This is a genomic window from Ottowia thiooxydans, assembly GCF_040548795.1.
GTDB classification, from domain to species: Bacteria; Pseudomonadota; Gammaproteobacteria; order Burkholderiales; family Burkholderiaceae_C; genus Ottowia; species Ottowia thiooxydans_A.
This window is the reverse complement of the sequence record NZ_JBEPSH010000005.1, coordinates 380,884-399,175: the sequence shown is the minus strand read 5'-3', so window position 1 is coordinate 399,175 and position 18,292 is coordinate 380,884. Positions and strand designations below refer to the sequence as shown.

Genomic DNA, 18,292 nt, shown 5'->3' with positions numbered 1-18,292 from the left:
CCAGAACCGCCCTGTTCCAGCGAAGTGCTCGATGAATAGTTGCGCTTTCTTTTTTGGTATACCATAATACCGACATACAAAACGGAGACTTTCCATGACTTCATCAAAACGCACCGTTGGTTTGACTTCTCGCGTGGCAGGACGAATTCGCTTGATTGCCGTGGCCCTGGCCTGTGCCAGCACATCAGCTTTCGCTGCCTACCCAGAGAAGCCCATCACCCTGGTCGTACCTTTCGCTCCAGGGGGAAGCTCCGACATCATTGGACGCACCATTGGCCAGCCCTTGTCTGAAAAACTGGGGCAGCCTGTGGTCATTGAGAACGTCGGTGGCGCGGGCGGCGTGCTTGGTACTCAGAAAGCAGTGCGCGCACCGTCTGATGGGTACACGGTGCTCTTGGGATCTGGCTCGGAAATCCTGATCAACAAGATCATCAACCCCAATCTTCCCTACGATTCATCGCGCGATCTCGCACCTGTGGCGTTCGTAGGCACCGGGCCCATGGTGCTCCTGGGCAAACCAGGCCTGGCGGCCAACAACGTGCCCGAGTTGCTTCAATTGGCGCGCGCCAATCCGGGCGCACTCAGCTATGGCTCTGCGGGCAATGGCACCCCTATGCACGTGGCCGGCGAACTGCTGAAAATGCGCGCCAACATCGCCATGACCCATGTGCCCTACCGCGGCGCGGCACCCGCGCTGGTCGATCTGCTCGGAGGCCAGATCGATCTGGCGGTATCCACGCTCAGCGCCGCACAGACCTATATCAAGAGTGGCCGGGTAAAAGCGCTGGCCATCACCGGGGCCAAGACATCTGAACTCGCGCCAAACATTCCTGCCATGGGTGCGCAGCCCGGCCTCTCAGGGTTCGATCTGGGCGTGTGGTTCGGTCTTTTTGTTCCAGCCAAAACTCCTGCAGAAGTGGTTCGCAAGATCCAGACCGCAGCGCAACAGGTGCTGGCCGACCCCGCAGTTCGCGCCAAGCTCGCGGAACAAGGCGTCAGCGCCTCCGGGGAGTCAGCTGAAGTTCTTCGCAAATTCATGGCGGGCGAAACAGAGAAATACCGCGCTGTCGTCAAGGCCGCCAACATTACCGCCGAGTAAGTAGCGCGGCGCGCACCACCAAGGATACATATGACTGCTCACATTCGCAAGATCGTCACCTACTCTGAAGAAGCCCGCATTGAAGGCGGCAAGCAAGCAGCTCGCCCCCTGATGATGTTCGGCGCAGCCGCAGTACTTGCCAACCCCTGGGCAGGCCGAGGCTTTGTCGAAGACCTCCAACCTGAAATACGCGCTATTGCACCCATTCTGGGAGATCTTCTGACCTCGACCATCCTGCGCCAGGCGGGCTCGGGAGAGGTCATCGAGGGTTATGGCAAAGCTGCCGTCGTCGGTACTTCAGGAGAAGTCGAGCACGCATCTGCCCTCATCCATACCCTGCACTTTGGCAACTTCTACCGCAAAGCGGTCGGCGCCAAAAGCTATCTGAGCTTTACCAATGTGCGCGGCGGCCCGAATTGCTCCATTGCCATCCCCATGATGCACAAGAACGATGAAGGCATGCGCTCGCATTACCTGACATTGCAGTTTGCCATCAACGATGCGCCTGCTCCAGATGAAATCGTCGTGGCCCTGGGCGCCTCCATTGGCGGACGTCCCCACCACCGCATCGGCGATCGCTATCAGGATCTCAAGGAACTTGGCAGCAATGATGCGTGACAACCCCATCTTGCATGCCCCGGACGGCACGGCCTACACCCTTCAAGGTGAAGGCGAGCCCTTGGTGTTGATCCACGGCGTGGGCATGCAGCATGGCGCGTGGTTGCCGCAGATCGAAGATCTGGCGCGCTCGTACCAGGTCATCGCGTACGACATGCTGGGGCACGGCGGCAGCCCCCTGCCGCCAGAAAACGCCGCACTGCAAGACTATGCGGCGCAGCTCGAACGCCTGCTTGATCACCTGGGCCTTGCCGCCGTCAATGTGGCCGGTCACTCGATGGGCGCGTTGGTGGCCATTGAATTTGCCTTACGCAACCCGGCCAGAACACGGCGCCTGGCCGCACTCAATGCAGTGTTTCGGCGCACGCCCGAGCAGCGCACCGCCGTTCAATCTCGGGCAGACGCCCTGGACCAATCAGGTGTGCAAGCTACGATCGACTCCACGATAGCCCGCTGGTTTGGCGAACCTGTGCCTGCGGCGCTGCAACCCATGGCGACCGCCGTGGCGGGGTATCTTCGCGGCGTCAACCCGCAGGGCTACGCGCGCACGTACAAACTTTTTTCGTCCTCGGACGAAGCGCATGTCGGGCGCTTGCATCAGTTGTCCATGCCCACCCTGTTCCTTACGGGAGAGCATGACGCCAACTCTTCGGCGCAGATGTCTCAGGCGATGGGGGCGGAAGTCCCCCACGCCGTCGTCGAAGTCATCCCTGGGGAGCGCCACATGATGAACGTCGTGGCACCCGATGCAGTGAACCGAAGCTTGCGGAACTGGCTTGCGGCCTAAGGAAGCCCTCAGTCGTGAAATACTTGCACCTCAGAGAAATGTACTGAGGAGTTCCATGACGACGCCCCGACCAGCTTCGCTGAAAGTCGACCGAAGCGCCAAGACGCTGCGTGAGCTTTCGCTCGAAAAGATGCGCGATGCCATCTGGAACGGGCACTTCAAGCCTGGAGAACGGCTGGTTGAACGCCATCTTTGCGAGCAGTTGGACGTGAGCCGCTCCATAGTGCGAGAGGTCCTTCGCCATCTTGAAACCGAGGGCCTGGTGGAGTCCATCAACCATCAAGGCCCGGTGGTCGCGACCATTACGCCGGACCAAGCAGCTCAGATTTATGAAATCCGCGCCCTTCTTGAGGGGCATGCTGCACGCACCTGTGCAGAAAAAGCCGATCCCGCAGCCTTGCAACGTCTGGTGGCCTTGAACGCGGCGACTCAGGAAGCATTTGGCCAGGACGACTTCCACGAGGTACTGGTGCGAACCACGGCGTTCTATGAAGCGCTCTTCAAGGAAGCGGGTCTAGAGATGGCGTGGGAAGTGGTGCAATCGCTCAATGCACGCATCAACCGCCTGCGAGTCATGACCATCAGTTCGCCGGGCCGGGCTCAGGAAGCGGCGACCGAGATGAGCAACATTGTGAAAGCCCTGCAAAAAGGCGATGCGAATGCGGCTCAGCAGGCGTCACAGGAGCACGTCAAGCGCGTCGCTCAAATTGCAGCAGATCGCCTGCGGGACAGCGGACTGCACTGAACAGGTCGGTTACCCAAGGGAGGGGTGAATACTCTGAATACCTACCGCCTCACCACCGCCCGGTAACTGAATTGCTCCGGTAAGCTGTACATGTCGGCGTAGAGCAGCGCCAGCCCCGTGAGGTCGTGGGGCACAAAGCGCATGTAAAGCAGCGGCGTGTCCGCGGGTACATTCAGCAGAATTCCTCTCATCCGCCCGGCCTTCACAGCCGATGCCGCAATCTGAGTACGGTCGAGCCGAAACCCAAGCTCCTCTTCGAGCAGATTCATCGCGTCTTCGTCGGCAAGGCGCGAAGCCAGAATTTCACGCCCCAGAGTGGGTTCGTAGTACGCCTGAAAGAAGGCGGCAGGAACGCCGTCCGCCATCCTCACTGTGCGCACAATGGTGACGGGCGTGCCAGGCGCCAGTTTCAGCGCGCGCGCCACACGAGGCGGCGCAGGGCCCGTGCGCACACTGAAGGTTCGTCCGCTGGCCACCCGACCGTGGACGCGAAGCATTTCGTTGAACCCCGCGAGCATCCCAAGACGTGAAGCTTGAGCCGGGCGCGTGACAAAGCTGCCTTTACCGTTCAGCGTTTCGATCAGGCCCTCCGCCTGCAACTCATTCAAAGCCTGCCTCACGGTGATGCGACTGACCCCAAAGGCCAGTTGCAATTGCGCTTCCGAAGGCAACTTCTGCCCAGCCGGCAATCGCTTTTCAAGGATGTCGTCGCGCAATCGTCCCTTGATCTGCGCGAACAAAGGCACGGCGTCAGTCGCGTCTGCGGTGGCTGTGAGCGGGGGGCTTGAACTCGTCATGTTCGTCCAAAGTGGGCTGTGTCGAATAGGCGTACAGCCAGTGTAAACCCTAAACCCCAACCTGTCATATCAGGTATTGCCACACCAACAAGAAGAACCTATCATGACAGGTTGAGGCATCCGGAAAAACGGAAATCCGGCGAGTGCCTTCAACCCATAAAGGAGACATTCGATGAACCGTCGGTACCCATTTCAGCTCCTGGCTGCCCTCAGCGCGATGAGCATCCTTGGTGCATCTGCGCTTGCCGCAGATGCGTACCCGGCAAAACCCATCAAGATCGTGGTGCCCTATGCAGCAGGTGGTGTGGTGGATGTACAGACGCGCGCGCTCACCCAAACCATGTCTGAAGTGTTGAAGACACCCATCGTGGTGGAAGCCAAACCCGGCGCCAGCGGAAGCATCGCCGCTGAATCGGTTTCCCAGGCAGCCCCGGATGGCTACACACTGATCGTGTCGGCGAGTTTTCTGAATGCAGCGCCCTTGCTGGAGACCAACCTCCGCTGGTCGGCCAAGCAATTCACGCCAGTGGGTCGCTTCTCCCTGTCGCCCAGCTATTTCGTGGTGCCGGCTACCTCGCCCGCCCGCACGGTCAAGGAATTCGTTGATATGGCCAAGAAATCACCGAAGCCATTGCAATACGCCAACGGCGGAAACGGAACGCCCCAACACATTGCCAACGAATTGTTCAGTGCGGAAGCGGGTCTGCGGCTGGAACCCGTGATGTACAAGGGTGCGCCTCCGGTGATTCCGGACCTGATCAACGCATTGATTCCGATGGCCGTGCTGCCGTCGTCAGTGGCCTACCCACAGGTTCAGGGCGGCAAGTTGCGTGCCCTGGCGAACATGAGCAACGTGCGCTCCGCGCAACTGCCGGATGTGCCGACCATTGCGGAAGCGGGCTATCCCGGCGCGGCCGTGCTTTCCTGGTATGGCCTGCACGCGCCTGCCGGCACGCCACCCGAAATCATTCGCACCTTGGAAGCGGCCATGCGACAAGCCAGTGCCAGCACAGATGTCAAACAGAGGCTGGTAGCGGCCGGCGGCGAAGAGGCTTTTCTGGGAACACAGGACTTTTCAGCCTTCGTTGCCAAGGACGCCCAGCAATGGGCCAAGGCCGTCAAGGTGATCTCAAAATGAAGCATCTGGCCAGCACCCGCTCCCCCGAGGAATACAGCGCGCTCATAGAGAACCTCAGGGACTTCATAGACACCGAAGTCATTCCACGCGAGAGTCTGAGCACTGCACATGATGGTGCCGAAGTGCGCCGCACTTCGCAGGCCTTGAATGATCTGGCGACCGCGCGCGGCCTGTCTGGTCCACGCGCCCGCCGTGAAGACGGCGGGCTGGAGTTGTCCTGGACCGAGTGCTGCGCCTATCTGGAACAAGCAGGCCGCAGCTTTCTCGGACCTTTGGCGCTCGGTTGCGCGCCACCCACCCAGCCTGACGTCTTCGCGCTTGAGCGCCTGGCCACCCCCGCTCAAAGAGAGCGTTATCTGCTGCCCTTGCTTCGAGGAGAGCGAGCGTCCTGCTTTGCCATGACCGAGCCTTCCCCCGGCGTGGGGTCCGACCCGCGCATGCTGTCCGCCACAGCGCGTCGAACCGCTGACGGTTGGCAGATCGACGGCCACAAGTGGTTCATCTCGGGCGCCATGAAGGCTGATTTCGCCATAGTCGTGGCACGTACAGAGTCCGGGCCTTCATGGTTTCTGGTGGACATGGACACACCTGGCTTTCAGATCGTCCGAGATATACCCACCATGGAGCCCTTTGACATCGGAGGGCACGCCGAGATATTGCTCCAAGGATGCAAGGTTTCAGCGGACGCGCTCATTGGCGAAGAAGGCCAAGGGATGGCGCACTCCCAGTTGCGTCTGGAAGGCGCACGCCTCTTCCATTGCATGCGCTACATCGGTCTGGCTTCCCGTGCCATGAGCATCGCACAAGACTACGCCCTGCGGCGCGAATCACAAGGCGTCAAATTGGCAGAGCACCAGATGGTCCAGGCCATGGTGGCCGATGCGCACATTCAGCTCTACGCCTCCAGGCAAGTGGTATTGGATGTGGCACGAAGGCTGGATGAGGGTGACTCCATCAGGCACCACTCCTCGATGGCCAAGGTCTTTGTTTCGGAAGCGGTCTACCAGGTGGCAGATTCAGCCGTACAGATCTGCGGTGCACTGGGTATCTCAGAGGACATTCCCCTGTCCATGATCTTGCGCATGCTGCGGCCATTTCGAATCTATGACGGTGCCTCCGAAGTCCATCGTGCAGCCATCGCCCGGCGGGCTCTGCACCACGGCCTGACGCCTTGATGGCGCCACAAGATGAAGACACGCATGTTCATCACGACAGACCTTGAAGAGTTTCGGCGCGAAGTGCGGCAGTTCGTCGCGAAACAGTTACCTGACGATCTTCGCCAGACTGTCCGCCAGGGTCAGATGCCGACAAGAGTCCAATTGCATGATTGGCATGAACGCCTTGCCACGGCGGGCGTTCTTGTACCGCACTGGCCAGATAAATGGGGGGGACGAGGTTGGACGGTTGCCCAGCAGATGGTCTTCGACGAAGAAATGGCCCTGGGGGGAGCGCCGGAACTCAATGCCATCACTTTCGACATGATCGGCCCCGTGCTGATGCGTTTCGGAAATCCCGAGCAACAGCAGCGGTTTCTCCCAGCCATCGCCAGCGGACAGCAGTGGTGGTGCCAAGGCTACTCTGAACCGAATGCCGGCTCGGACCTGGCGGGGCTGATCACCCGCGCGGAAAGCAACGGAAGCGAGTACGTGGTCAACGGCTCCAAGATCTGGACTTCCTATGCCCAGTACGCGGACTGGATCTTCGTGCTGGTTCGCACCGATCGTGGAGACAAGCCGCAAGAGGGCATCAGTTTCCTGCTGATAGAGATGAATACACCCGGAATCACCGTGAGGCCCATCGTGGGCATCCATGGATGGCCGGTGTTCTGCGAAGTGTTTTTCAACGATGTGCGCGTTCCTGTAGCTCAACGCATCGGTGAAGAGAACAAGGGCTGGACGGTCGCCAAATCGCTGCTGGAATTCGAACGCCTCAAACTCGCTCGCATTGGAGAGAACAAGCGCCGCATGGCCCGCGTCAAGGAAATTGCCCTCTCGCGCACACGAGGCGGTGACCTGGTGGCGAACACGCCCTGGTTCCGAGAGCGTTTCGCAGACCTGGAGTCACGGCTGATCGCACTGGAAGCCAATGCAGGGCGCTTCGTAGCACGCCAGGCTGCAGGGGAACGCCTGGGCGCAGAGGTTTCCATGCTCAAGATGCGTGGAAGCCGACTCATTCAACTCTGGGAGGAGTTGATCGTTGACGCGCTAGGCCCGGAGGCCATGCCTCTGTCTCAAGAATGGCTGGCAGGCCAGGCCAACGCCAGCCCGCAAGACGCCTTCGCGGGCACGGCATCTTCCCGCAGGTTCCTGGCCCGCGGGTACACCATCGCTGGCGGCACCAGCGAGATTCAGCACAACATCATTGCCAAGCAGGTGCTCGCGCTATGACTGAAACCGATACTGAGATTCGCATGATGCTGGTCGACAGCGCGCGCCGCTGGACGGAACGCGCTTGCACGCCGGAACTTCGGTCCATGACGTCCGAGCACGCGACCGGGTGCCCGCCAGAGCGCTGGGGTGAACTGGCCGAATTAGGCTGGTTGGGCATCGCCATGCCAGAGGCAGATGGCGGCATGGGCGCTGGCCTGCCTGAGCAGTGCCTGCTGGCAGAGCAGTTGGGGCGCGCCTTGCTCACAGAGCCCTTTGTCTCTAACGCGGTGCTGGGCAACAGCTTGATGGATGCCGTCGCCCATGGGGCGTTGCGTGCATCGTGGTTACCTGAGCTTGCTTCAGGCGAACGCCGTGTGGCCTGGTCGGCCTGGGAACCCGATGGCGCTGCCCTGCTGATGCATCCGTCCGCAAAGGCCAAGCGCGAGGGCGAGTTCTGGCGAGTATCGGGCGCCAAAGGCTTGATGCCAGGTGCAGGTGGTGCCGACGCGCTGCTGGTCACAGCGCAGCTTGCCCACGACACCACCCGGACAGGCCTGTTCCTGGTTGAGACCACGGCCACGGATATGACTTTGAAGAATGAGCGCCTGTACGACGGAAGACATGCCGCCAGCGTACTCATGAACAATGTCAAAGCAAGCTTGCTTCAGGAGGCTTCCACTGAAGATTTGCTTCAGCTTTTGAGCCAGGTGCTGGACAGAGGCTTGGTGGCGCATTGCGCAGAAACGCTGGGCACGGCGCAAGCAGCCTTCGACATCACACTGGACTACGTACGCACCAGGCGCCAGTTTGGCCGCGCCTTGGGACAGAACCAGATCGTGCAACATCGGCTGGTTGATCTGTATGTCGAACTCCAGGAGACACGTGCCTTGTGCCTCGAAGCTGCTCAGGCGCCGCAAAGCCGGCGCGTCGCTGCGCTGGCCCTCCGTACAGGGCATGTGGCCCGCCATACCTGGGAAGAAGCCATTCAGCTGCATGGGGCCATCGGCATGACCGACGAATACGCACTGGGCGCCTATGTGCGGCGTCTGGCTCTCGCGGCCGATCTCTACGGCACCAGCACAGATCACTCCGATCGCCTGGCAAATATTTCCTTGGGAGCCATGGCATGACCTCCTCCAATCAGCCTCAAGAGCCGGTCCTCATCGAGCGTGGCGATGGCATCATCCAGCTGACCCTGAATTCACCGCAGAACCGCAACTCTCTTCAAACCCCGGGCATCTACGAAGGCCTGATGGCGGGGCTGGAGGAGTTGGGGCAGAACGCGAGTTTGCGTGCTGCCATCATCACTGGCGTCGGCGGTGCATTCTGCTCCGGAGGTGACTTGCGACAACTGGCTGCAGGCAGCGAAGAAGAAGTGCGCAGGCGCATGACGAGAAACACCTGGCTGTATCGACGCATCGCACTGTCTGACAAACTGATCGTCGCGGCGGTGGACGGCCCAGCCTATGGAGCAGGCTTGGGACTGGCTGCGGCGTGCGACATCGTCGTGGCCGGCCAGAGTGCCGTGTTCTGCTGTGCCTTCACGCGGGTCGGGGCCATGCCAGATGCGGCCCTTTTCTGGTCGCTTCCCGCCCGCGTTGGCGTGTCGCAAGCACGCCGCCTGATGTTGTGGGCAGACGAGGTCAAAGGCAGCGAAGCCGTGTCGCTTGGCCTGGCGGATGAATACGACGCAGAAGGCAGCGCCCTTGTCATGGCGAGAAGAATTGCGGGCCGCATTGCTGAGGGCCCGGCGCGCGCATTCGGACGCATCAAGACAGGCCTGAGGCAATCCCCCATGACGCTGGAGCAGGCGCTGGGTTTTCAGATCGACAACGCGCCACCCCTGTTCGGAAGCGATGACTTCAAGGAAGGCGCCGCGGCCTTCTTTGAGAAAAGGAAACCCCGTTTCGGGGGCGGAACATGAATCAACCCACTCATATCAGCACGAGCACGGTGAAAACGCATCAGGGCCCATCGGGTAGCGTTCCTGCCCCGCTACATGGGTTTCGCGTCCTGGATTTTGGTCAATACATCGCCGCCCCTGCGGCGGCCCAGACCTTGGCCGACCTGGGTGCGGACGTCATCAAAGTTGAGCCCCCAGGCGGCGATGCTTCGCGCCGCCTGGGTTGGGCACATGACGACTGTGGCCCGATGTTCAGCGCCTACAACCGCAACAAGCGCTCGGTCATGCTGGATCTTCGCACCCCAGAGGGGCAAACGCTGGCTCAGCGGCTGGCCTGCAGTGCCGATGTGGTGTTGGCCAACTCGCGGCCTGGCGCGCTGGAAAAACTGGGCCTGGGCGCTGATCAACTGCTCGCGCGGGCGCCACGTCTCATCTATGGCCGTGTCAGCGCTTTCGGCCAGACCGGCCCCGCCAGCATCCGCGCCGGGTTTGATATTGCGGCCCAGGCGGAAAGCGGCATGATGAGCCTCAATGGCGACGCCGACCGTGATCCAGTGCGCGTAGGATTTACCGTCGTAGACATCCTGGCCGCGCAGTCTCTCGCCACCGGGGTATTGGCGGCGCTGGTGCGGCGCAGCGTCAGCGGACGCGGCACGCTGGTAGATCTTTCCTTGGTCGATGTCGCGGTCGCAGCACTGGCCAATGCCTGGGCAGAGTACCGCCAGAATGGCCACATGCCCATTCGCCGCGGCAACGGCCAGCCCACGGTAGCGCCGGCTGCCGACGTCATCGAAACGCGTGACGGAAAGGTCGTGCTCTCGGCCTATATGGACGATCACTTTGTCCGGCTGTGTAAAACCATAGGTCAGCCTGAACTTGCACAAGACCCGCGCTTCATCAACAACCCCTCACGCGTCCAACACCGTGCCCAACTGATGACAGTGCTCAAACAAGCACTGAGCCAGTTCGACTCTGACGCTCTGGTCGCCATGCTGGCCGAAGGAGGCATTGTCGCCGGCGCGATACGGGACATGTCACAAGTGCATGCAGGACAGGCTGGCGTGAGCGAAGACCTGTTCGTAGATATGCACGCCGCAGGCCGCGACCCCATCAGCCTGCCAGGCCTGCCCATCAATATGGAGGGGATCTGTCGACAGCCTGGGCGGCTGGCAGCATTGGGCGAGCATACCGAAGAGGTGCTCAACGAGTTAGAGACTCGAATCGCAGCCCCACTTTGAGGCTCAATACAAGTCTGTCTTCATCACAGGTCTGGCCCCTCCGCCTCCCCGCTATCCTGAATGGCAGCGGCACCCCGGCGGAGGTCGGATCAAGAGACTGCGCGTAGCCCGCGCGAGCCTGTCTCAACTGAGTTGAGTCGGCACAGTCTGGCGCAACGCCACCTGGCGGTTTTCCGAATCCACGAACACAAGCTTGGGTTGGTGTTCCGCAATCCGGTCTTCGTGTACCTGTGCAAAGGCTGCAATGATGAGCAGATCACCCACCGCCGCTCGACGCGCTGCAGAGCCATTCACCGATATCATGCCGCTCCCGCGCTCCCCTTTGATGGCGTAGGTGACAAAGCGCTCGCCATTGTTGACGTTCCAAACGTGGATCTGCTCGTTCTCCACAATGTCGGCGGCGTCCATCAGGTTTTCATCAATGGCGCACGAGCCTTCATAGTGCAGTTCACTGTGGGTGGCCGCAGCGCGGTGTATCTTGGATTTGAGCAAGGTGCGGAACATGAGAAATCTCCTTGGTTCAGAAAAGCGCACAGTCGCTGCAACGTCAGGCTTAGAGCCAGGCTGCAGCCGCCGGCAGGTCAAAAGTTGTCTGGCAGCGAGCGTAACTCAGAAACCTTGGTGCCCACCCGTCAGTGCGGCAGTGGACTACGATCACACCATGCAGCACGCCCAGTCAGAACCCTCGAGTATCGAACCCAAGCTATTAGAAATTCGCCCTATGGTGGTGGCCGATCTGGATGGCCTCATGCAGGTGCAGCAAGCGTGCTATGGCCGTGATTACATGGAAAGCGCCGAGACTTACCGGGCCCGTCTGGGATGCCAGCTGCAGTGCTCTCTGGTGGCCGTACACAACGGGGTGGTGTCAGCCTATCTGGCCGCCTACCGTTCGACGTTCGGAAAAGTGACGCCGCTTCACGGACATTTTTCTGAGAGCAATATCCAGGACACTTTGTATCTGCATGACATGGCAGTCAGCCCGAATTTCAGCGGGCAAGGCTTTGCCCAGGCCTTGTTCGCTTCCCTGTGGGAAAGGGCCAAGCACTGGTGCCCACGCCATTCCGCGCTGGTGGCCGTGCAAGGCTCTCAGGCTTACTGGGCGAACAAGGGCTATGAATTGCACGCGCAGTTGACAGAGGAGAATGCCATCGCCTTACGGAGCTATGGCGATGATGCTGTCTACATGGTGCGGCCCTACAGCCCTTGAACTCCAACGAGTTCCGGCAGAGTGCCTGACGTCTTTAGCGAAGCCTTGACGGTTCTCGCTGAATCAGCGAAAACCGTTCCTGCACACGCACTAAATCTTCTTGCGGGTATTTGGAAGAAATGCCGTCGCCAGACCGAGCAGCGGAAGAAAGCTGGTAACGCCATATACCCAGACGATGCCGTATTTGTCTGCCAGCTCGCCCAGGCCGGCGGCGCCAATGCCGCCTATGCCGAACATCAGACCAAACATCAAGCCCGATACCAGCCCCACTCTACCGGGCACCGCTTCTTGCGCATAAACCACCAGCGCAGCAAATGCCGAAGACATAATCAGGCCAATGATGATGGACAGTGCCCCGGTCCAGAAAAGGTTGGCATAGGGCAGCGCCAGGGCAAACGGTGCAACGCCCAGAAACGAAATCCAGATCACGGCTTTGCGCCCAATGCGGTCTCCCACAGGGCCACCTGCAAACGTGCCCGCTGCAACGGATGCAAGGAACATGAACAGGAACAACTGGCTCTGCTGAACGCTGAGGCTGAAGTGCTGGATCAGATAGAAGGTGAAGTAATTCGTGAACGAAGCGATGTAGACGAATTTCGCAAACATCAGAATGCAGATGACCGTCACCGCCTGGACGACTTTCGAACGTGCCAGCCCTTCGCTATGCGATCTTGCCAGACTCTTGGCCTTGGCCTGTCCGTTGTGCTTGACCCAGATCGTGAGGTGATACAGCACGACGATAGCCACGCCCGCCACCACGGTAAACCAGGCCGCAGCTTTCTGCCCGTACGGAATGATGATGGCTGCCGCCAGCAGCGGCCCAATGGCGGAGCCAGTGTTACCGCCCACCTGGAAGGTCGACTGGGCAGTGCCAAAACGCCCTCCGGAAGCCAGCCGTGCAATTCTGGATGCTTCGGGGTGAAAGGTCGCCGAGCCCACACCGATGACTGCAGCGGCTACCAGCAACATGTAAAAGCTTCCCGCAGTCGCCAGCAAAATGATGCCGATGAAAGTCATCCCCATGCCCGAAGGCAGCAGAAAGGGCTTGGGGTGCTTGTCGGTATACAAGCCAATCCACGGTTGCAGCAGGGAAGCAGTCACCTGGTAGACCATGGCCAGAATGCCGATCTGGCTGAAAGACAGCGAGAAATTGTCCTTCAACAAGGGGTAGATGGAAGGCAGCATCGCCTGAATCAGATCATTCAGAAGATGGGCAAATGCAGCTCCGCCGACGATGGGCAGGAGAAAGCCGCTGGATTTTTCAGTTGCGGGTGGCGCGGAAGACAAGTCCGGCACGCCGATCGCGGCAGATTTCGCAGTCATAGACAGACCAGATAAGAAATACGGCAACCTGCCACGCGTTGGGACCCAAGCGTAGAACAAGTGCGGAAAAAGGGTGAATCGCAAAAAACCCGGAATCAGAGTGAAACCGGGCATGTTGAGAATACCGAACCTTGCGCAGTTCGCAGCCCGCAAAACGGTCAAAATCTGCATAGATTCAGCCACGAGCGCCATTGCAACCTGCAGCCCAAGGTTTTTCTTGGCCGTTTTCAGTAACGCACACTTGATGGCGCCGGCGTTGACTGACTTATTTTTCTAGACCGACAGCAGGTTTGCGAGGGGGGATCTGTAGCCCCCTTGAAAAACAAAGCTCGCGGGCACTCAGACGACTGCCGCAAGCCTTTCGAACAACTCCTGCGCCATGTTGAAGTGCTGGCGTGCGCTGTCGGGGTCAGGCGTGGAATTGAGCATTACCGAGATCGTCGCCCGCCGCGTGGCGTGGTTCATGGTGGCCACCTGGAACCCGACACCGGTGCCGGTGTGGCCCCACCAGTTGCCGATTTGCCCAATACCCAGGCCATACCGGTCGTACTCTGGACCGTTGGTGACATCGCGCGACATGGATTTGCGCAGCGCCTGAGTGGAAGAATTGAGAAGCAAGCCTTCTCCCAGTGCCTCACCCCAGACGAGCAGATCGGCCAAGGTCGAGGCCATAGCGCCGGAACCTGCCAGGGATGTCGGGCTGATCAGGGGTTGATCATCGACATCTCCCGTGAGCACGTTCACTGAGTAAGAGGTCGGTGTGGGTAAGGGGAGCGCGGCTGAGTATGGATACAGCGTGCCGCTCAAACCCAAAGGCCTGAAGATCTGTGCCGTCAACACATCGGGCAGCGGCTGTCCCGTCACCTGTTCGATCAAAAGACCGAGAAGCACCGTATTGGTATTGCTGTACTCATACTGCGCTCCGGGAAGAAACCCGGGTTCCACAGCAAAAGAAAACGCCAGAAGCTCCTGAGGTGTCCAGACGCGCAGCGTGTTTTCGATCAGCGCCTGCCCAAAACCCGGCTGTACGGAGTAATCCGCCAGGCCACTCTGGTTGCCTGCCAGATCTCCCAGGTTAATGAGATCTCCGTTGGGTACACCTGAGAAATAGCGACCGATCTTGTGGTCCAGCGCCAACTGCCCGGTTTGAACCAACCGAAGCAGAAGCGTCACCGTGAATGATTTTGTAATGCTGCGGATGGGAAACGAGCTGTTCAGCGCCAGGGGTGTACCGGCGTCCACATCAGCCAGGCCGAAGGCACCCATCCACGGCGCCTCACCTGCCAAATGAACCCCGGCCAGGATACCCGGGGGGTGGTAATCCCTGAACATGCTTTCCACAGCTTTGAGGTATTCCTCTTCGCGGGCTTCCTGGTCACTTGAGCCGCCACATGCCGCGAGCCAGGGAGTCAGCGCTGCAGCGCCTGCTAAGCGACCAAAATGGCGGCGTGATGGATCGAAATGCATGAGTGCGCTCCTTCGGCAGAGTTTAAAGCTGTGCGCAACATCGCGCAGCACGCATCCTATTAGATCAACGACCGCTGTGGAGCTCAGGCTTTTGGATTCGGGACGCCGATAGCCAACTTGGGACCCTGTGACGAAAGTTCCCCCTGCACTTGCAAGTCCGCGCGCGCGAAGGGACCGACGGCGACCGCGCGGCCTTTGCAGATTTGGGCCATGCCGCGTTGCACGATCACTTCGCTCTCGTAGTCGAGTGCGCTGCTGTCCGCGCAAGGTACTTGCGTTTGATCAAGGCCGTCCGTCCTCGCCGAGCCTACAGTGGCTTGAAGAACCGCCATGCCGCAGAAAACGCCCGCCACCATCTGCGCGCTGAAACTCACGGATAACCCCAAGGAGACCGCATGAACGCAGTACCCGCTCCCCTGTCCGACAGTGCCGGAGGTGGCATCGTCAAGCCAGCCGGCATGGTCATCGCACTCGCGGCATTGTTGGCCATTGCATGGATGCCCGCGCTCGAAGGCCTGCCGCGCTCCGGCCAGCTGATGCTGGCCATCCTGGCCTTTGCGGTGATAGTCTGGATGACCGAGGCGCTGGACTACGCGGTGAGCTCGTTGGTGATAGGCGCATTGATGGTTTTCCTGCTTGCTTACGCGCCCGACGCGGCCAAGCCAGCCGGGCCCGGTATGGGCACTGCAGTGGCACTCAGCCTGGCCTTGTCCGGTTTTTCCAACAGCGCGGTGGCGCTGGTAGCTGCAGCCTGCTTCATCGCCGCCGCCATGTCGGCCACCGGGCTGGATAGGCGCGTTGCCCTGACAGTGCTGTCGAAGGTGGACGCTAGCACTAACCACATCGTGATCGGCGCCATGGTCACCGGCTTTTTGCTGTCCTTCATCGTGCCCAGCACCACGGCGCGCGTGGCCTGCCTGGTGCCCATCATGATGGGTTTCATCCTCGCCTTCAAGGTGGACAAGCGAAGCCGATTCGCCGGGCTCCTGGTCATCACCGCTGCACAGACAGCCAGCGTCTGGAACATCGGTATCAAGACTGCGGCCGCGCAGAACATGGTGGCCATCGGCTTTATTGAAAAGCAGTTCGGCGTCGGCATCACCTGGGCACAATGGTTTATGGCTGGAGCGCCCTTTTCGGCCCTGCTGAGCGTTGCGGTGTATTTCATCATGACCCGGATGATGAAACCCGAGATGAAGGAAATAGCGGGTGGCAGGGCCACAATACGGGAACAACTCGAATCGCTGGGGCCCATGACGGGTCGGCAGTGGAAGCTGCTGGTTATCGTGGTGGTGCTGCTGGCCTTCTGGGCCACGGAAAAGGTACTGCACGACTTCGACACATCCTCCACCACCATCGCCGCCATCGCTCTGATGCTGCTGCCGCGTCTGGGGGTGATGGATTGGAAGGAATCGCAGCGCGGCTTTCCGTGGGGAACGGTCCTGCTTTTCGCGGTGGGCATCAGCGTGGGAACCGCGCTGCTCAAGACCAATGCCGCCGGTTGGCTCGCCGGTCTGATCGTGCAGCACCTGGGCTTGCAACAAGCTGGCGCCTTCACGATCTTGATGCTGCTGTCGCTATTCCTCATCGTGATCCACCTCGGCTTTGCGAGCGCCACGGCGCTGGCCTCGACCATGGTCCCTATCATCATCAGCGTGCTGCTGGCCGTGCAAACGCCGGACATCAACGTGGTGGGCATGACCATGCTGCTGCAGTTCGTCGTGAGCTTCGGTTTCATCCTGCCAGTCAATGCGCCCCAGAACATGATCGCCTACGGCACGGACACCTTCGACGCGCGCGATTTTGTGCGCACTGGCCTGGTGATCACGCTGGCGGCGGCGGTGCTGCTGGTGATTTTTGCGCTGACCTACTGGCCGTGGATGGGCTATATGACCAAGCCGGCCTGAAGGCCCTGGAGCCGGAAAGCCAGAAACCCGCAACCGCACCAACCCCAGGAGACACCGGGATGAGATCCATGAGCAAATTCGCCCTCGTCCTGAGGGGCAGGCTGCGGCCGCTACTCAAGCTACTCACTCTGGGCGGCGCGGCACTGGCAAGGTGGACGTTGCCAAGACAAGCGCTTGCCGACCTCGGTCGCTAGCTCTCACCGCTGTGGATCATTCAGGACCCAACGCATTGGCGACGCCGGAGGTCTTGATCGGGCTGGCAGTGGCATTGGGAATCGGGCTATTGATTGGCGTCGACCGGGAACGCCGAAAAGGCGATCGCGAACGCCGCGAGGCAGCCGGGCTGCGTACATTCGCAGTAGCCTGCTTCGCCGGCGCACTTGCTCAAGTCCTCCCTGTGCCAACTCTGGTGCCCATCGGAGCTGTGCTGGTTGCGGTTCTGGCCGCGATTTCTCATTGGAAGAGCAGTTCACCAGATCCGGGGATGACCACGGAGCTGGCACTATTTACCACCTACATGATTGGCACGCTGACGGTGACTGCGCCTTCGCTGGGGGCGGCGTGCGGCGCGGGCTTGGCCCTGCTGTTGGTCACGCGGCAATGGTTGCACCGTTTTGCGACTCAGTTACTGAGCGAGCAGGAACTTCATGACGGCATCCTGCTCGCGGCACTTGCGCTAATCGCGCTACCGTTGATACCCACCCGATCGATCGAGTGGCTCGGTGGCATGGAGCCTCGGCCTCTTGCTGCAATGGTGCTTTTGATCTTATTTATACAGGCTGTCGGCCATGTCGGGATGCGTTGGCTCGGTGTGCGCGGCGGGGTGCTGGCAGCGGGCCTTCTTTCAGGCTTCATTTCCAGCACCGCGACAGTGGCGTCTCTCGGCAGCCAGGCACGAAAGCTGCCTGAGCAGACCCCCATGCTCGCCGGAGGTGCTTGCCTGTCCGCAGTGGCTACCTGGATACAGGCGCTCGCAGTGAGCGCAGCATTGTCGCCGCGCGCCGCTATCGCCTTGATGCCCGCGGCACTGGCCGGAGCTCTCGCGGCGGCGGGCATAGGCTCATTGGTGCTATTGGAGCGCGGACCAACCAAACCGATCAAGCCATCGACCACCACGCACAGTGCGCTGCGACCACGCGAGGCGCTGACCATCGCGCTGGTGATGGCGCTCGTCGCGCTACTGGTCGCAGCCGCACAGCGACATTACGGCGACGCAGGACTCCAGGTCTCAGTCGCGCTGGTTGCGCTCGTCGATGCCCATGCCCCCGTGGCGTCTCTTGCGTCCCTTCACGCCGCCAATAGCCTGCCGACTGCGCAGTTCGTGCACGGCGCGCTGATCGCGGTTGGCGTCAACACAATGGTCCGGTGCATGGTGGCTTTGGTAACGGGTGGCCCTCGCTACGGGTTGCGGGTTGGCGCTGCACTGCTAGGCAGCCTGGCTTGTGCTTATGCCGTCAATCGCTGGTTGTCAGCTGCATGAAACGCAACATTTCTTGAATCGTGCTGGGTATAGCATTGCAGCGACACAGGAACCTTGCCGTCGTCGGATTCAAGCCGATCGCGCGACAATCGTACGAAAGCTGCCCAACGAGGCCGCGAAGAGCACCAGGCCAATCACTGTGATGGCCAGCAGCTGCTGCCACACCACCTCCAGGCCCGCGCCGCTAATCCATTTGTTAGGCCAGGTCGCCGTT

Annotated in this window: 18 protein-coding genes; 13 read left to right on the top strand and 5 right to left on the bottom strand. The window is 60.5% G+C overall.

Annotation, left to right across the window (positions count from 1 at the left end; genetic code table 11):
- Positions 1-94 precede the first annotated feature (94 nt).
- Genes ABIE13_RS13980 through ABIE13_RS13965 form a run of 4 tightly spaced genes read left to right on the top strand, consistent with a single transcriptional unit; the run spans position 95 to position 3,249 of the window.
- Positions 95-1,099 carry a Bug family tripartite tricarboxylate transporter substrate binding protein gene (locus ABIE13_RS13980; RefSeq protein ID WP_354444397.1) on the top strand — a complete coding sequence of 335 codons (1,005 nt, stop codon included), beginning with the start codon at positions 95-97 and terminating at the stop codon, positions 1,097-1,099.
- Positions 1,100-1,129: 30 nt separating this feature from the next.
- Positions 1,130-1,717 carry an amino acid synthesis family protein gene (locus ABIE13_RS13975; RefSeq protein ID WP_354444395.1) on the top strand — a complete coding sequence of 196 codons (588 nt, stop codon included), beginning with the start codon at positions 1,130-1,132 and terminating at the stop codon, positions 1,715-1,717.
- The gene (locus tag ABIE13_RS13970; RefSeq protein WP_354444393.1) at positions 1,707-2,504 is read left to right on the top strand and encodes an alpha/beta fold hydrolase; all 798 of its coding nucleotides are present in this window, start codon (positions 1,707-1,709) and stop codon (positions 2,502-2,504) included. The genes ABIE13_RS13975 and ABIE13_RS13970 overlap by 11 nt, the downstream gene beginning before the upstream one ends.
- A 55-nt stretch (positions 2,505-2,559) precedes the next feature.
- Positions 2,560-3,249 (top strand): GntR family transcriptional regulator, encoded by a 690-nt coding sequence (locus ABIE13_RS13965; RefSeq protein ID WP_354444391.1) that lies wholly within the window; start codon positions 2,560-2,562, stop codon positions 3,247-3,249.
- 41 nt (positions 3,250-3,290) lie between these two features.
- On the opposite strand, the gene ABIE13_RS13960 is transcribed toward ABIE13_RS13965, so the two are convergent.
- Positions 3,291-4,046, bottom strand: coding sequence for a GntR family transcriptional regulator (locus ABIE13_RS13960; protein ID WP_354444389.1), 756 nt, complete (start codon positions 4,044-4,046; stop codon positions 3,291-3,293).
- A 172-nt stretch (positions 4,047-4,218) separates the two neighbouring features.
- On the opposite strand from ABIE13_RS13960, the gene ABIE13_RS13955 reads away from it, so the two are divergent.
- The 6 genes from ABIE13_RS13955 to ABIE13_RS13930 are packed head-to-tail and all read left to right on the top strand — an operon-like array spanning position 4,219 to position 10,694.
- The gene (locus tag ABIE13_RS13955; protein WP_354444387.1) at positions 4,219-5,184 is read left to right on the top strand and encodes a Bug family tripartite tricarboxylate transporter substrate binding protein; all 966 of its coding nucleotides are present in this window, start codon (positions 4,219-4,221) and stop codon (positions 5,182-5,184) included.
- Positions 5,181-6,359, top strand: coding sequence for an acyl-CoA dehydrogenase family protein (locus ABIE13_RS13950; RefSeq protein WP_354444385.1), 1,179 nt, complete (start codon positions 5,181-5,183; stop codon positions 6,357-6,359). The genes ABIE13_RS13955 and ABIE13_RS13950 overlap by 4 nt, the downstream gene beginning before the upstream one ends.
- Before the next feature lie 24 nt (positions 6,360-6,383).
- Positions 6,384-7,571, top strand: coding sequence for an acyl-CoA dehydrogenase family protein (locus ABIE13_RS13945; RefSeq protein ID WP_354444383.1), 1,188 nt, complete (start codon positions 6,384-6,386; stop codon positions 7,569-7,571).
- Entirely contained in the window at positions 7,568-8,683 is a 1,116-nt protein-coding gene (locus ABIE13_RS13940; protein ID WP_354444381.1) for an acyl-CoA dehydrogenase family protein, read from the top strand. The genes ABIE13_RS13945 and ABIE13_RS13940 overlap by 4 nt, the downstream gene beginning before the upstream one ends.
- The gene (locus tag ABIE13_RS13935; protein ID WP_354444379.1) at positions 8,680-9,477 is read left to right on the top strand and encodes an enoyl-CoA hydratase/isomerase family protein; all 798 of its coding nucleotides are present in this window, start codon (positions 8,680-8,682) and stop codon (positions 9,475-9,477) included. Before ABIE13_RS13940 ends, ABIE13_RS13935 begins: the two co-directional genes overlap by 4 nt.
- Positions 9,474-10,694, top strand: coding sequence for a CaiB/BaiF CoA transferase family protein (locus tag ABIE13_RS13930; protein WP_354444377.1), 1,221 nt, complete (start codon positions 9,474-9,476; stop codon positions 10,692-10,694). The genes ABIE13_RS13935 and ABIE13_RS13930 overlap by 4 nt, the downstream gene beginning before the upstream one ends.
- Before the next feature lie 123 nt (positions 10,695-10,817).
- Here the strand turns inward: ABIE13_RS13930 and panD are convergent, their stop codons facing one another.
- Positions 10,818-11,198 (bottom strand): aspartate 1-decarboxylase, encoded by a 381-nt coding sequence (gene panD, locus ABIE13_RS13925; protein WP_354444375.1) that lies wholly within the window; start codon positions 11,196-11,198, stop codon positions 10,818-10,820.
- Between the two features lie 139 nt (positions 11,199-11,337).
- Here panD and ABIE13_RS13920 point away from each other — a divergent pair, with 139 nt between their 5' ends.
- Positions 11,338-11,901 carry a GNAT family N-acetyltransferase gene (locus tag ABIE13_RS13920; protein ID WP_354444373.1) on the top strand — a complete coding sequence of 188 codons (564 nt, stop codon included), beginning with the start codon at positions 11,338-11,340 and terminating at the stop codon, positions 11,899-11,901.
- Between the two features lie 90 nt (positions 11,902-11,991).
- On the opposite strand, the gene ABIE13_RS13915 is transcribed toward ABIE13_RS13920, so the two are convergent.
- The 3 genes from ABIE13_RS13915 to ABIE13_RS13905 all read right to left on the bottom strand — a co-directional run bounded on the left by ABIE13_RS13915 (position 11,992) and on the right by ABIE13_RS13905 (position 15,065).
- Positions 11,992-13,224, bottom strand: a complete 1,233-nt coding sequence (locus tag ABIE13_RS13915) for an MFS transporter (protein ID WP_354444371.1) — start codon at positions 13,222-13,224, stop codon at positions 11,992-11,994.
- 339 nt (positions 13,225-13,563) lie between these two features.
- Positions 13,564-14,691: a serine hydrolase domain-containing protein gene (locus ABIE13_RS13910; protein WP_354444369.1), complete on the bottom strand. Its 1,128-nt coding sequence runs from the start codon at positions 14,689-14,691 to the stop codon at positions 13,564-13,566.
- Between the two features lie 83 nt (positions 14,692-14,774).
- Positions 14,775-15,065 (bottom strand): hypothetical protein, encoded by a 291-nt coding sequence (locus ABIE13_RS13905; RefSeq protein ID WP_354444367.1) that lies wholly within the window; start codon positions 15,063-15,065, stop codon positions 14,775-14,777.
- A 21-nt stretch (positions 15,066-15,086) separates the two neighbouring features.
- Here ABIE13_RS13905 and ABIE13_RS13900 point away from each other — a divergent pair, with 21 nt between their 5' ends.
- On the top strand, positions 15,087-16,598 hold the full coding sequence (locus ABIE13_RS13900; protein ID WP_354444365.1) for a DASS family sodium-coupled anion symporter: 1,512 nt from the start codon (positions 15,087-15,089) through the stop codon (positions 16,596-16,598).
- A 205-nt stretch (positions 16,599-16,803) separates the two neighbouring features.
- The gene (locus tag ABIE13_RS13895; protein WP_354444363.1) at positions 16,804-18,078 is read left to right on the top strand and encodes an MgtC/SapB family protein; all 1,275 of its coding nucleotides are present in this window, start codon (positions 16,804-16,806) and stop codon (positions 18,076-18,078) included.
- The last annotated feature ends 214 nt before the right edge of the window (positions 18,079-18,292 follow it).